Origin of the sequence: Acinetobacter bereziniae, from assembly GCF_016576965.1 — a bacterium.
GTDB lineage: Bacteria > Pseudomonadota > Gammaproteobacteria > Pseudomonadales > Moraxellaceae > Acinetobacter > Acinetobacter bereziniae.
In genome coordinates, this window is sequence record NZ_CP066119.1 from 674,802 (window position 1) to 689,061 (window position 14,260).

Annotated in this window: 9 protein-coding genes, 2 tRNA genes, 3 rRNA genes and 1 pseudogene; 10 read left to right on the forward strand and 5 right to left on the reverse strand. The window is 40.7% G+C overall.

Annotated elements, in window-relative coordinates; all coding sequences use genetic code 11:
- The first annotated feature begins 367 nt into the window (after positions 1–367).
- The 5 genes from I9192_RS03200 (at position 368) to rrf (ending at position 5,694) form a co-directional block, all read left to right on the forward strand.
- A 16S ribosomal RNA gene (locus I9192_RS03200) occupies positions 368–1,905 on the forward strand.
- Positions 1,906–1,964: 59 nt separating this feature from the next.
- Positions 1,965–2,041 (forward strand) — tRNA-Ile (locus I9192_RS03205).
- Positions 2,042–2,085: 44 nt separating this feature from the next.
- A tRNA-Ala gene (locus I9192_RS03210) sits at positions 2,086–2,161 on the forward strand.
- 357 nt (positions 2,162–2,518) lie between these two features.
- A 23S ribosomal RNA gene (locus tag I9192_RS03215) occupies positions 2,519–5,409 on the forward strand.
- Positions 5,410–5,579: 170 nt separating this feature from the next.
- A 5S ribosomal RNA gene (gene rrf, locus I9192_RS03220) occupies positions 5,580–5,694 on the forward strand.
- Together the 16S, 23S and 5S rRNA genes with 2 tRNA genes alongside form the textbook arrangement of a ribosomal RNA operon.
- A 153-nt stretch (positions 5,695–5,847) precedes the next feature.
- On the opposite strand, the gene I9192_RS03225 is transcribed toward rrf, so the two are convergent.
- The 3 genes from I9192_RS03225 to metG form a co-directional block, all read right to left on the reverse strand.
- On the reverse strand, positions 5,848–6,825 hold the full coding sequence (locus I9192_RS03225; RefSeq protein WP_005031118.1) for an MBL fold metallo-hydrolase: 978 nt from the start codon (positions 6,823–6,825) through the stop codon (positions 5,848–5,850).
- A 136-nt stretch (positions 6,826–6,961) separates the two neighbouring features.
- Positions 6,962–7,447, reverse strand: a complete 486-nt coding sequence (locus I9192_RS03230) for a hypothetical protein (RefSeq protein WP_005031117.1) — start codon at positions 7,445–7,447, stop codon at positions 6,962–6,964.
- An 87-nt stretch (positions 7,448–7,534) separates the two neighbouring features.
- On the reverse strand, positions 7,535–9,592 hold the full coding sequence (gene metG / locus I9192_RS03235; protein ID WP_005031116.1) for a methionine--tRNA ligase: 2,058 nt from the start codon (positions 9,590–9,592) through the stop codon (positions 7,535–7,537).
- A gap of 179 nt (positions 9,593–9,771) precedes the next feature.
- Between metG and I9192_RS03240 the strand changes: the two genes are divergently transcribed.
- The 3 genes and pseudogenes from I9192_RS03240 to I9192_RS03250 all read left to right on the forward strand — a co-directional run bounded on the left by I9192_RS03240 (position 9,772) and on the right by I9192_RS03250 (position 11,625).
- Complete coding sequence (locus I9192_RS03240; protein ID WP_005031115.1) at positions 9,772–10,572, forward strand: hypothetical protein; 801 nt, start codon at positions 9,772–9,774, stop codon at positions 10,570–10,572.
- 102 nt (positions 10,573–10,674) lie between these two features.
- Positions 10,675–11,136, forward strand: a complete 462-nt coding sequence (locus tag I9192_RS03245) for a hypothetical protein (protein ID WP_005031114.1) — start codon at positions 10,675–10,677, stop codon at positions 11,134–11,136.
- 193 nt (positions 11,137–11,329) lie between these two features.
- Positions 11,330–11,625 (forward strand): annotated as a pseudogene (locus I9192_RS03250) (putative quinol monooxygenase).
- Between the two features lie 16 nt (positions 11,626–11,641).
- Here I9192_RS03250 and I9192_RS03255 read toward each other — a convergent pair.
- Positions 11,642–11,857, reverse strand: coding sequence for a DUF6500 family protein (locus I9192_RS03255; RefSeq protein WP_005031111.1), 216 nt, complete (start codon positions 11,855–11,857; stop codon positions 11,642–11,644).
- 195 nt (positions 11,858–12,052) lie between these two features.
- Between I9192_RS03255 and I9192_RS03260 the strand changes: the two genes are divergently transcribed.
- A complete protein-coding gene (locus I9192_RS03260) occupies positions 12,053–12,250 on the forward strand; it encodes a hypothetical protein (protein WP_004827580.1) in 198 nt (65 codons plus the stop codon).
- Positions 12,251–12,295: 45 nt separating this feature from the next.
- Here I9192_RS03260 and I9192_RS03265 read toward each other — a convergent pair whose 3' ends face one another.
- Positions 12,296–12,595, reverse strand: coding sequence for a hypothetical protein (locus tag I9192_RS03265; protein WP_005031110.1), 300 nt, complete (start codon positions 12,593–12,595; stop codon positions 12,296–12,298).
- A gap of 305 nt (positions 12,596–12,900) precedes the next feature.
- Between I9192_RS03265 and apbC the strand changes: the two genes are divergently transcribed.
- The gene (apbC, locus tag I9192_RS03270) at positions 12,901–14,154 is read left to right on the forward strand and encodes an iron-sulfur cluster carrier protein ApbC (protein ID WP_005031108.1); all 1,254 of its coding nucleotides are present in this window, start codon (positions 12,901–12,903) and stop codon (positions 14,152–14,154) included.
- The last annotated feature ends 106 nt before the right edge of the window (positions 14,155–14,260 follow it).

The following is a 14,260-nucleotide window of genomic DNA, read 5'->3' on the forward strand; positions in this document are numbered from 1 at the left end:
GGTTGTGTTAGGTTAGGAATGCTGTAGAATGCACATCCATCGGCGGTGATGAAGATTAAAACTTCTGATAAAACAATGACTTGGTTGAATTGATTAAGTTGGGTTTTAGAAAGGAAGTTTAAAAAATAATTTGAAATCACAGTTGACTTTCTAGAGATAGAGAGTAATATAGCCGACCTAGCTTGATGCTGACGAAGCATGAAGAAGATCATTAAGAGAATATGAAGAACAACTTGTGTGGATTTTTACTGATTGATTGATCGAAATATTATCATTGATTGATTGGTTTAAATTACTCGAAGTTTATTTGAGAGAATTTGTCAGTAATTGATGAGCCAGAATTGTGACCTTAAGTCACTAATGATTTTAACTGAAGAGTTTGATCATGGCTCAGATTGAACGCTGGCGGCAGGCTTAACACATGCAAGTCGAGCGGGGAGATTGCTTCGGTAATTGACCTAGCGGCGGACGGGTGAGTAATACTTAGGAATCTGCCTATTAATGGGGGACAACATCTCGAAAGGGATGCTAATACCGCATACGCCCTACGGGGGAAAGCAGGGGATCACTTGTGACCTTGCGTTAATAGATGAGCCTAAGTCGGATTAGCTAGTTGGTGGGGTAAAGGCCTACCAAGGCGACGATCTGTAGCGGGTCTGAGAGGATGATCCGCCACACTGGGACTGAGACACGGCCCAGACTCCTACGGGAGGCAGCAGTGGGGAATATTGGACAATGGGGGGAACCCTGATCCAGCCATGCCGCGTGTGTGAAGAAGGCCTTATGGTTGTAAAGCACTTTAAGCGAGGAGGAGGCTCTTTTGGTTAATACCCAAGATGAGTGGACGTTACTCGCAGAATAAGCACCGGCTAACTCTGTGCCAGCAGCCGCGGTAATACAGAGGGTGCGAGCGTTAATCGGATTTACTGGGCGTAAAGCGTGCGTAGGCGGCTTTTTAAGTCGGATGTGAAATCCCCGAGCTTAACTTGGGAATTGCATTCGATACTGGGAAGCTAGAGTATGGGAGAGGATGGTAGAATTCCAGGTGTAGCGGTGAAATGCGTAGAGATCTGGAGGAATACCGATGGCGAAGGCAGCCATCTGGCCTAATACTGACGCTGAGGTACGAAAGCATGGGGAGCAAACAGGATTAGATACCCTGGTAGTCCATGCCGTAAACGATGTCTACTAGCCGTTGGGGTCTTTGAGACTTTAGTGGCGCAGCTAACGCGATAAGTAGACCGCCTGGGGAGTACGGTCGCAAGACTAAAACTCAAATGAATTGACGGGGGCCCGCACAAGCGGTGGAGCATGTGGTTTAATTCGATGCAACGCGAAGAACCTTACCTGGTCTTGACATAGTAAGAACTTTCCAGAGATGGATTGGTGCCTTCGGGAACTTACATACAGGTGCTGCATGGCTGTCGTCAGCTCGTGTCGTGAGATGTTGGGTTAAGTCCCGCAACGAGCGCAACCCTTTTCCTTACTTGCCAGCATTTCGGATGGGAACTTTAAGGATACTGCCAGTGACAAACTGGAGGAAGGCGGGGACGACGTCAAGTCATCATGGCCCTTACGACCAGGGCTACACACGTGCTACAATGGTCGGTACAAAGGGTTGCTACCTAGCGATAGGATGCTAATCTCAAAAAGCCGATCGTAGTCCGGATTGGAGTCTGCAACTCGACTCCATGAAGTCGGAATCGCTAGTAATCGCGGATCAGAATGCCGCGGTGAATACGTTCCCGGGCCTTGTACACACCGCCCGTCACACCATGGGAGTTTGTTGCACCAGAAGTAGGTAGTCTAACCGTAAGGAGGACGCTTACCACGGTGTGGCCGATGACTGGGGTGAAGTCGTAACAAGGTAGCCGTAGGGGAACCTGCGGCTGGATCACCTCCTTAACGAAAGATTGACGATTGGTAAGAATCCACAACAAGTTGTTCTTCATTGATGTATCTGAGGGTCTGTAGCTCAGTTGGTTAGAGCACACGCTTGATAAGCGTGGGGTCACAAGTTCAAGTCTTGTCAGACCCACCAAGTCTACTGAACACAGAAGAGCAGATATATTAAGATCTTAAGCTGGGGACTTAGCTTAGTTGGTAGAGCGCCTGCTTTGCACGCAGGAGGTCAGGAGTTCGACTCTCCTAGTCTCCACCACTACTACGCAGTTACCTGATTAAAAAAGATTGATTATAGAAATTAATGAACTGAAGTTTATAGAGTTTATTAACTTCTGTGATTTATCACAGTGAACTACTTGCTGACGAGGCGGTAGTGAATCATTAACAGAATATATTTGAGTTGAAATAATTGTTTAACTCGTTTTATGAAGCTTAACAAGCAATTGTTAAAGCGGAATGAAATGAGAACTAGCGATAAAACTGAATCAAGCGTTTTGGTATATGAATTAAATTGAAGCTGTACAGTGATTAAGTTCACAAGCAACAAATAGAAGTGGTTAAATCCACATTGTTGATCCTCCTTGTAGGGATTAACGACTGTTTGGGGTTGTATAGTCAAGTAATTAAGTGCATGTGGTGGATGCCTTGGCAGTCAGAGGCGATGAAAGACGTAATAGCCTGCGATAAGCTTCGGGGAGGCGGCAAATATCCTGTGATCCGGAGATTTCTGAATGGGGAAACCCACTTACCATAAGGTAGGTATCGCATGATGAATACATAGTCATGCGAGGCGAACGAGGGGAAGTGAAACATCTCAGTACCCTTAGGAAAAGAAATCAATTGAGATTCCCTCAGTAGCGGCGAGCGAACGGGGATCAGCCCATTAAGTTATATGTGTATTAGCGGAAAGCTCTGGGAAGTGCTACCGTAGAGGGTGATAGTCCCGTACACGAAAGTGCACATATAATGATGACGAGTAGGGCGAGGCACGTGAAACCTTGTCTGAATATGGGGGGACCATCCTCCAAGGCTAAATACTCCTGACTGACCGATAGTGAACCAGTACCGTGAGGGAAAGGCGAAAAGAACCCCTGTGAGGGGAGTGAAATAGATCCTGAAACCGCATGCATACAAGCAGTGGGAGCCGACTTGTTCGGTGACTGCGTACCTTTTGTATAATGGGTCAGCGACTTATATTCAGTAGCAAGGTTAACCGTATAGGGGAGCCGTAGAGAAATCGAGTCTTAATAGGGCGTTTAGTTGCTGGGTATAGACCCGAAACCGGGTGATCTATCCATGAGCAGGTTGAAGGTTGGGTAACACTAACTGGAGGACCGAACCCACTGTCGTTGAAAAGCCAGGGGATGACTTGTGGATAGGGGTGAAAGGCTAATCAAACTCGGTGATAGCTGGTTCTCCCCGAAAGCTATTTAGGTAGCGCCTCGGACGAATACCATAGGGGGTAGAGCACTGTTTCGGCTAGGGGGTCATCCCGACTTACCAAACCGATGCAAACTCCGAATACCTATGAGTACTATCCGGGAGACAGACTGCGGGTGCTAACGTCCGTAGTCAAGAGGAAAACAATCCAGACCGCCAGCTAAGGCCCCAAAATTATAGTTAAGTGGGAAACGATGTGGGAAGGCATAGACAGCTAGGAGGTTGGCTTAGAAGCAGCCACCCTTTAAAGAAAGCGTAATAGCTCACTAGTCGAGTCGGCTTGCGCGGAAGATGTAACGGGGCTAAAACTATATGCCGAAGCTGCGGATGTATACATTGTATACGTGGTAGGGGAGCGTTCTGTAAGCCGATGAAGGTGTGTTGAGAAGCATGCTGGAGGTATCAGAAGTGCGAATGCTGACGTGAGTAACGACAAAACGGGTGAAAAACCCGTTCGCTGAAAGACCAAGGGTTCCAGTCCAACGTTAATCGGGGCTGGGTGAGTCGACCCCTAAGGCGAGGCCGAGAGGCGTAGTCGATGGGAAATTGGTTAATATTCCAATACTTCTGTGTAATGCGATGAGAGGACGGAGAAAGTTAAGTCAGCCTGGCGTTGGTTGTCCAGGTGGAAGGTTGTAGGCATGCATCTTAGGCAAATCCGGGGTGCTCTATGCTGAGAACTGATAGCAAGCGAGTTTACTCGTGAAGTGGCTGATACTATGCTTCCAGGAAAAGTCTCTAAGCTTCAGTTACACAGGAATCGTACCCGAAACCGACACAGGTGGTCAGGTCGAGTAGACCAAAGCGCTTGAGAGAACTCTGCTGAAGGAACTAGGCAAAATGGTACCGTAACTTCGGGAGAAGGTACGCTGCTGACGGTGATAGGACTTGCTCCTTGAGCTATTGGCAGCCACAGAAACCAGGCCCCTGCAACTGTTTATTAAAAACATAGCACTCTGCAAACACGAAAGTGGACGTATAGGGTGTGATGCCTGCCCGGTGCTGGAAGGTTAATTGATGGGGTTAGCGTAAGCGAAGCTCTTGATCGAAGCCCCAGTAAACGGCGGCCGTAACTATAACGGTCCTAAGGTAGCGAAATTCCTTGTCGGGTAAGTTCCGACCTGCACGAATGGCATAATGATGGGGGCGCTGTCTCCAGCAGAGGCTCAGTGAAATCGAAATCGCCGTGAAGATGCGGTGTACCCGCGGCTAGACGGAAAGACCCCGTGAACCTTTACTGCAGCTTGACATTGAACTTTGATCTTACTTGTGTAGGATAGGTGGGAGGCTTAGAAGTAGCGACGCCAGTTGCTATGGAGCCATCCTTGAAATACCACCCTGGTAATATTGAGGTTCTAACTCTGTCCCGTTATCCGGGACGAGGACCATGTCTGGTGGGTAGTTTGACTGGGGCGGTCTCCTCCTAAAGAGTAACGGAGGAGTACGAAGGTGCGCTCAGCGTGGTCGGAAATCACGCGTAGAGTATAAAGGCAAAAGCGCGCTTAACTGCGAGACCCACAAGTCGAGCAGGTACGAAAGTAGGTCTTAGTGATCCGGTGGTTCTGTATGGAAGGGCCATCGCTCAACGGATAAAAGGTACTCTGGGGATAACAGGCTGATACCGCCCAAGAGTTCATATCGACGGCGGTGTTTGGCACCTCGATGTCGGCTCATCTCATCCTGGGGCTGAAGCAGGTCCCAAGGGTATGGCTGTTCGCCATTTAAAGAGGTACGCGAGCTGGGTTTAGAACGTCGTGAGACAGTTCGGTCCCTATCTACCGTGGGCGTTGGAAATTTGAGAGGATCTGCTCCTAGTACGAGAGGACCAGAGTGGACGAACCTCTGGTGTACCGGTTGTGACGCCAGTCGCATCGCCGGGTAGCTATGTTCGGAAGGGATAACCGCTGAAAGCATCTAAGCGGGAAGCCTACCTCAAGATAAGATTTCCCTAGGACTTTATGTCCTCTAAAGAGCCGTTGAAGACTACGACGTTGATAGGTTGGATGTGGAAGTGCGGTGACGCATGAAGCTGACCAATACTAATTGCTCGTGAGGCTTGACTATACAACACCCAAGCAGTTGTATGTGAAGCATCATTTGATTCATAAAAGATCAAAGAAACTTGATTTAGTTGTAAAGCTAGTTACAATAACCAACTCAAATGTTCTTCTGTTAAACTCATTTGGAACAAAGTAAGGCATACCCATAAGACCCGAAAAAGTCCATAACAGTTTGCTGGCGACAATAGCAAGAGTGAACCACCTGATCCCTTCCCGAACTCAGAAGTGAAACCTCTTAGCGCTGATGGTAGTGTGGGGTTACCCATGTGAGAGTAAGTCATCGCCAGCTTTTAATTCTTAAAACACCCTCAACTAACTGTTGAGGGTGTTTTTTTTATGTGTAAAGAAAAGTGAAAATAGAAATGATAAGAAATTAAGAAGAGAAATAAAAGTGCTACCTTGTGGTAGAGCTTATATCAATTGCGGTTAAAGCAAAAATAAGTCAGTCTTTAAAGTGGATTGGAATCCATTGATAGCTTTTCCCATCTGCTGAGTAGATATGACCAATGCCTGGAAAAGGTAAGTGAGGTGCTGCTATAGTTTGTCCATTTTTAGCATAGTCTGCAAATTGTTTTAAACGTGTTTGTACAGCCATTTTAGGATCAATATCATATTCGATCGCTGTTTCTGGTCTATCAAATTGAACAGTGTGAGAATGCACAATATCACCAATAAAGATAACATCTTCACCTGTGGTTTTGAGTTTATAGCTGAAATGGCCTGGTGTATGACCAGCAGTGTTGATCACTTCAAAGCCATTGATTTTGTCACCGAGTTTAAAGGTTTTAAATTGCTGTTTCGCTTGATAAGGTGCAAGAGCAGCTTTAATTTTCTCTACAGTAGCCACATAATTTTGGCGCTTATCCTGTGCTATTTTTTCAGCTTGCTTTGGATTTAGCCAATAACTCGCTTCTTTTTCTGAGACATAAATGGTGGCATTGGGAAAATTGGCAATAGCATTTTTACTGACACCACAGGAATGATCAGGATGCAAATGCGTGAGTAAAATGGTATTAACTTGTTCTGGTTGATAGCCTGAAGCTTTCAGATTTTTCAGTACAGAGCCTAAGTGAGTACCAAAACAATCTGCAGTACCACTGTCAACTAAAACTAAAGACTTTCCAGTATTAACCAGAAAAGCATTGACTGAGGTTTGTACACCTTTTGCTTGATCAGCGTGGTACTTTTTTAAAATCTCTTGAACTTTGTCTGATGAAATATCTTTAAAGAGTGTAGGCGACATAAAATTTGTGCCATCAAGTAAGGCTGTAATTTGTGTATCACCAACTTGATGTTGGTAAAAGCCAGAAACTTGCGGCTGTTGCTCAATAATCGGTAAAGTTTTTTGAACATCTGCCTTTGATGCAAGTGGAAATAAACAAACGCAGAGTACTGACAAAGATTGGACAATATTTTTCATTGGATATGTTCAACATTAATTTAATGAATTATTTTGTAGCATGGATTGATCTGTCACTGAGCTTTTTATTGATGAAAAAAATTCTGCTTTTGTAAGCGAATTTTTTATGATTCTCAAAAGTGTTGGTGTGAGTACTTCAGTTGATTTGCCTTTTGTTTTGGATTCTTTTCCATTCAATAACAGTACAAATTAGGATTGTGGGGAGGATGAGAACAAATTGAAGATAACTAAATGTGAATATAGGTGATGGAGTGAGTATGGAAAGAATAAGGATAAAGGGTGAAAGCATTAATCCTAACATTGCGCCATAGATTATGCATCGCATGAATGGTATTTGAGCGAGCTTTTCAGCAAAGAAATGTTGGAATAATAATTGAATGATTATTGCAGGAATAATGCCAAGTAAATAACCAAACGGTGTAATTAAGAATAATCCGCCAATCATTGGAAATATGATCGAGGGCGTAATGAGACCTTTTAAAAATCGTATTGGATCACCGAACATAATATGACTATGAAATGTGATTGCGATAATCAAAGTTCCAATAAATGGTCCCCAAATGACAAATGCTGAACTTTGCCATTTAGCTTTTTGTGAAAGGCTGGTTTTTGTAATTGCCATATTATGAGCTTTATCTTGATTTTATTCTTGAACATAACATAAAAAAAGGCTTCCGAAGAAGCCTTTCAAAAATCATTGGATTGCTACTTAAGAGACTTTGTCACCAGCTTTTGCACCAGATTCAGGTGAAATGACCCAAACACCTTCACCATTTCCAGCAGCAAGCACCATTCCATTGGAAATACCAAAGCGCATTTTACGTGGAGCGAGGTTAGCAACCATCACAACCAATTTACCTTTTAAATCTTCTGGTGCATAGAATTCACGGATTCCACTGAATACATTACGTGGTTCTGCTTCGCCAACATTTAAGGTCAGTTGAAGTAATTTATCTGATCCTTCAACATGGGCAGCCTCTACAACTTCTGCGACACGGAGATCAACTTTGATAAAGTCCTCAATACCAATAATTTCAGCTTCACCCACTTTAGGTTCAGGCTTTTTCTCAACTTTCTTCTCTTTTTTCTTTTCAACTTTTGCTGGTTCAGCTGCAGAAGCCAAAGAGTCTTTAGATGCATCAACCATAGCAGCTACTGCTTTAGGGTCTACACGTTGCATCAATGGTTGGAATTGCGAAATTTCATGTACTGTTAAGATATTTTGACGTGAAGCAAAATCAAAACGATCCAGTTTCAAGAAATCTTGGACTTGTTGAGCAAGTGTTGGCAAAACAGGTGCGAGATAAACAGCTAATTGGCGGAACAGGTTAATACCCACTGAACAGACATCATGAACTTGTTGTTCTTCACCTTCGATTTTTGCCAAAGCCCAAGGTTTTTTCTCATCAATATACTGATTTGCACGATCAGCAAGTGCCATGATTTCACGAATGGCAGTAGAAAATTCACGTGCTTCATAAGCTTTGGCAATTGAATCACCAGCATCGATAAAGCTTTGAACTAAAGCAGACTCTGTACAGGTCTTTGATAAGGTATTGTCAAATTTGGTGTTAATGAATTTTGCACAACGACTGGCAATATTGACTACTTTGCCGACCAAATCTGAGTTCACTTTCTGTACGAAATCATCAAGATTTAAGTCAGAATCTTCAACCTTATCAGACAGTTTGGAAGCAAAGTAATAACGTAAATATTCTGGATTCAAATGCTGTAAATAGGTTTCAGCTTTGATGAAAGTACCGCGAGACTTTGACATCTTCTGACCATTCACAGTTAAGAAACCATTTACGAATAGACCTGTAGGAGTACGGTAATTTGCACCTTCAAGCATTGCAGGCCAGAACAGCGCATGGAAATAAACAATATCTTTACCAATGAAGTGATACACCTCATTTTTAGAATCTTTTTTCCAAAATGCATCAAAATTTAATTCTGGTCGCTTGGTTTTGATGTAATTTTCAAAACTCGACATATAGCCAATTGGTGCATCAACCCATACATAGAAGTATTTATTAGGTGCATCGGGTATTTCAAAACCGAAATATGGAGCGTCACGAGAAATATCCCAGTCGTTTAAACCATTATCAAACCATTCATCTAATTTATTTGCGATAGATACAGGTAGACGACCTTCGTCACGCGTCCATTTTTGTAAATATTCTGCAAAATTAGGCAGTTTGAAAAAGTAATGATCAGATGATTTTTCAACAGGTGTCGCACCACTTAAAGTCGAGCGAGGGTTTAACAACTCTGTCGCATTGTAGGTGGTTCCACAAACTTCACATGAGTCGCCATACTGATCTTCAGCTTTACATTTTGGGCATGTGCCTTTAATGAATCGATCTGAAAGAAACATGCTTTTTTCAGGATCAAATAATTGTGTTACAGGACGAATCGCGATATTTCCTGCTTCACGGTTTTTGATATAAATTTCTTCAGAGCGAGCCTTATTTTCATCACTATTGGTTGAATCATAGTGATCAAAATGCACACCAAAACCATCGAAATCACGAATATGTTCTTTCTGAACATTGGCAATTTGTTCTTCAGGGGTAATTCCATTCGCCTCAGCGCGAAGCATAATGGCTGTACCATGAGCATCATCCGCACATACATAAGTCACATCATGACCCATTGCACGCATGGCACGAACCCAGATATCTGCTTGGATGTAGCCGAGTAGATGACCCATATGAATAGGACCATTTGCGTATGGAAGGGCGTTAGTGACTAAGATATTTCGCACGGATATAACTCTCTTTCTCAAAGTTAAGGCAAGGGTATTGATTTTAACGTAATTGCTATCAAGATGCACAACTGAATAGGTGAATTCTTTTCAAATGTGGATTTTTAATCATATTCATATACCCAACGATTTATTATTATAGAATCAACGATTGAAGCATGCTCATGAGTAATAAAGTAATGATTGATGAAGATTATTTTGATGATGATCAACCTGTAATTCGTATTGCACAAAATCAAAAAACCAAAGCACAGTTTGAAAAAAATATTTTAAAACAAGCACAACAGTATCTAGACGATATTTCTGAGGATGAGCATCAGTTTTTAATTCAGACGCTCAGAGATATGGCGCAAGAAGAAAAATATTTCGATGTACTTGCAGATCAGTTAGATCAACCTGTGGATGCGAAGGTTGCTAATGATGCATTAAACCTTTTGTATTTTTGGCAACTCATTCATGAGGCTAAAGAGATTTCAGAATTTAATCTTTTGGATGTGATCAATACTGAGTTTTTTCAAAGCAGCTTACTAGATGCTTTTGAGCTATTAGATATTGGTGAGTCAAAAGCTCAATACAAAGCTGTATTAGCGCAAAGTTTTAAACTCTATGAGTTAAAATTTTATGCAGGATGTATACCTTTGCTATATGCACAATTAGAAGGTTTACTGACAGCAGTTTTACTTCAAAATGGGTATTTGAAACAACAGGACACTAAATTTATTGATGTTTATAAAATTGTGCCAGGTTTAAAAGGTCATGAGATCAAGAGTTTATGGCATAAGGTCAAAATTGCCAATGAATTGAATCATTATTTTTTAGAGCTTGTGGCATACAAAATGGACAATAGTTCAACCGTGAGTATGACACGTCACAATATTTTGCATGGTACAGAGTTGAGCCATTTTAATCAGGGGCGTAGCTTTGTATTGTTTATTTGGTTATTTAGCGCTGTAAGTTTTATGAGCTCATTAAAATCCTAAGCAAGGAAAATATCAAAAACTTCACTTAAATTTCACTGAAGAATCAAATATTTTACATTTATGTTTTAGACACTGATGCCAAGATCGGAAAAGGAGAACAGGATGCGGTCTTGGTCTTTATATATGGTTTCCGCGGCTGCCAGTCTTAGCGCTGTTTTGAGCTTAGTTGTTCCATTCAGCATGTCATTATATTTCTATCAGGGCGATTTTTTTGGCATCGCTTCTGAGCGAAACCCAAGTCGTGGTATGGAAGTGCTTTTGTATCTCACACCATTGCTATTTTTATTGGCATTCTTTAGCTACCTTCTGATTTTTAGCATTCTAAAAAAGCCTAAAGCAGTGATTGAAACTGCTCAAATGTTTAAAGTGACTATATTTATTTTCCTGCTCATTTTAAGTTGTCTCTTTTTGATTTTATGTTTAGAGGGAACTCTATATCGTTTTCTCGAAATGTTGGCATATTTATGTATTGCTTATGCTTTGTTGTTAATTCCTATTTTTATAGGCTTAATGGCTGGAAATACATTATATTTATATTTGTCTAGAATATATCTAAAAAGGTAATGCTTAATCAAGATAAAATCATTTGAAGAAATATCTGTGCTAAAAAATAAATTTTTTTAACCTTTATTATTCATGCTGTTGAATTTTTTTAAATGTTTTTTTATAAAATTAAAAAGATGGTCAATTATCATTGTCCATTCAGTTTGTTTTCTATGCTATGTTGCAAGTCATTATTGTCATTTAGAACTGATTGATGCTTAAACTAATTGCTGAAGACTTTATTCAAATAGATAAAATTGATCTTGTTTTGCCTTTATATCAAGAATTAATTGACAAGACGAAACAAGAACAGGGCTGTATTGCTTATGACTTGTACCATGATTTACGTAATACAGGTCATTTTTTTTTATTGAAGAATGGATAGATCGAGCTGCATTAGATGCTCATGTCCAATCAGCACATTTTCAGAGATTAGTGCCTTTGATTGACCAATATACAAGACAAGGAAGTATTTTTACGCATATGCAGCATTACCAAGAACTATTTTAAAATGCTAAAGCACCTATTATCCATTTTCTATCATTTGTTTAATTTTGCTCGCTTTTTCAAAGTGATCAAGCTGATGGGTTTTAATCCACCATTCTGCGACTTGCATTAATGTTTCTGGATCATCATTTTTATTCGCGAAAAAAGCATAAAAGGATAGCCCGACTTGATCACCCTTTTTGGCAATTTTTTCATTACATACTCGAATAATTTTTTCTTTGATGGCTTGTTGCATAAATAATCTCGATGTATCCATTAGATTGAATTCTTTATATGGATTTAGCTGTTGTGACTATTTTATTCATTTTGAAACAAAAAGATACATCGCTACATTCTGTGGGTGAATTGTTTCTGAAATGCAGTTTTTGACGTTTTATCTCGATTCTGTTGCTATAACTGTTAAGTAACTTAATCAAAATAGGAACGACAGATGACTAACTTAGACGATTTAAAGAATAAAGCTTCTGAAGTAATTGATGATGTAAAGTTAAAGGCAAAAGAAGCAAAATTGGGTGCGGAAAAGGTCGCTGATGATTTAAAACATAAAGCCAAAGAAACCTTATTGAAAGGTGAGCAAAAGGTCAATGATTTAAAACATAAAAAAGATGACGAGAGTGATAAGAGTTAAGTAAAAAAAGCCTTTGAGGAAAATTTTCTTCAGAGGCTTTTGCTATTATAGGTCTTTACGTGTCCATTCAATATGGCGAATGTGATTTTCAATAACTGTAAATGTATAATAAATCTGATCAATTTCATAAATATAATTTGAGACAGTGACTGTCGTTTTCCCTTCTTTCTTTTCGTAGGTGTGCATTGAGATTGGAGGCTGAGCAATCCGTGTGCTCATATCTGCATAACTATCACCTATAGAAATGAGTTGCCCAGAAATGGTTCTTACAGTATTGGTAGATGTTCCCGCAATCACAGAACCAGAAATAAATAAAGATAGCATCAAAGCATGGCGAAGTTTCATTAACGGTAAGCCTTGTTATTATTAAGATCAGAAGCATCACTATAGCCGTTTTTTTACGCATTTTGTATGAAATGATCTATTAAAAACGATACCAATTTAGATTGATGAGATTGCACTGACCATTAAAGATTATAAAAGTACTGAATATAGTTTAGAAATGAAGTTTTACCAATAAATTCCGACTAAATCAGTAGGATTAATAAAGACATTCAAAAAGCTGAATAGAACTTTGCTTACCCTCAGCTCAATTTACAGTTAAACTATAGTTTCAGTATTTGTTGTATTTGCAAACTTGGAGCAAATCTATGTCTTGGCTTTCTTCACTTAAATCAGTTTTTTCTCCCGCGCAGGAGGTGAAAGAGGAAGAAGTCCAATCCGTTTTGCAAAATTATATGTTGCCAAACTCGAACAACGCTTTAAAGGATCGTATTACTCAAGTGAATGTTGTTGGACGAGTATTACAGCTTACGATCAATACATATCCCAATGAAGCGGATGACTTGCAAAAAATCCATGATGATCTTGCCGATGCTTTAGAAAAATGTGGTATTCAAGAATTAAACATGCATGTGATTCAGCAAAAAATTCAGCATGACTCAAGCTGCTCAAGCGAACAACATGGAAAAGCAGGGCATAGTTGTTCTAGCCAACCCAAAGCAGAAAGTCATACATTACCGCCTGTTGTCGATGCTTCACCACAACATGCTCAAGCAGAGGCTGATCCTAATAATCCACCGATTCAGAAAGCTGCACCACAACAACGGGACATTCCTAAACATCCACGTATACAAAATGTCATTTTGATTTCATCGGGTAAAGGTGGCGTAGGAAAATCGACAACTACTGTAAATATTGCGCTCGCACTGAACAAATTAGGGTTAAAAGTGGGTGTTTTAGATGCTGATATTTATGGTCCAAGCATTCCAACGATGTTGGGCAATGCTGGACAAACGCCCAAAATTGAAGGTGAAAACTTCGTTCCACTTGAAGCGCACGGGATGGCAGTTCTTTCAATCGGGCATTTAATTGGTAAGGAAAATACCCCCGTTGCATGGCGTGGTGCAAAAGCTACAGGGGCATTGATGCAACTTTTTAATCAAGCCTTATGGCCTGACCTTGATGTACTTGTGATTGATATGCCACCTGGTACAGGTGATATCCAATTGACCCTTGCACAGCGTATTCCTGTGACAGGTGCGGTGATTGTAACAACACCACAAAATGTAGCTTTAATGGATGCAGTAAAGGGCATTGAACTCTTTAATAAAGTTCAAATCCCTGTGATGGGTGTGATTGAAAATATGTCGACACACATTTGTTCGAATTGTGGTCATGAAGAGCAAATTTTTGGTACAGGTGGTGGTGATCGTTTGTCTGAGCAATACGATATTCCATTACTTGGTCGCTTACCTTTAAACGTACAGATTCGTGAAAATGTCGATGCAGGTCATCCCTCTGTTATTGCTGGGGATGCAGCAGCAGAAAGCTATATGTTGATTGCTGAAAAAATTGCCAAGGCTTTGCCTCGAGTAGAAAAAGATCCACATCGAATTTTCTAAATTTATTCTATACGATCGCCTTTCTCGATGTTTACCATTTAATTCAAGAAAGGCAAATGAGGATAAGTCAATGAAATATTTTAACTTACTCGATAATAAGGTTTTT

What these genes read in the sequence shown, in the direction of transcription:
- I9192_RS03225 (WP_005031118.1), bottom strand. Translation starts at nt 6,825, where the DNA reads ATGAAAAATATTGTCCAATCTTTGTCAGTACTCTGCGTTTGTTTATTT.
- I9192_RS03230 (WP_005031117.1), bottom strand. Translation starts at nt 7,447, where the DNA reads ATGGCAATTACAAAAACCAGCCTTTCACAAAAAGCTAAATGGCAAAGT.
- I9192_RS03240 (WP_005031115.1), top strand. Translation starts at nt 9,772, where the DNA reads ATGATTGATGAAGATTATTTTGATGATGATCAACCTGTAATTCGTATT.
- I9192_RS03245 (WP_005031114.1), top strand. Translation starts at nt 10,675, where the DNA reads ATGCGGTCTTGGTCTTTATATATGGTTTCCGCGGCTGCCAGTCTTAGC.
- I9192_RS03255 (WP_005031111.1), bottom strand. Translation starts at nt 11,857, where the DNA reads ATGCAACAAGCCATCAAAGAAAAAATTATTCGAGTATGTAATGAAAAA.
- I9192_RS03260 (WP_004827580.1), top strand. Translation starts at nt 12,053, where the DNA reads ATGACTAACTTAGACGATTTAAAGAATAAAGCTTCTGAAGTAATTGAT.
- I9192_RS03265 (WP_005031110.1), bottom strand. Translation starts at nt 12,595, where the DNA reads ATGAAACTTCGCCATGCTTTGATGCTATCTTTATTTATTTCTGGTTCT.
- apbC (WP_005031108.1), top strand. Translation starts at nt 12,901, where the DNA reads ATGTCTTGGCTTTCTTCACTTAAATCAGTTTTTTCTCCCGCGCAGGAG.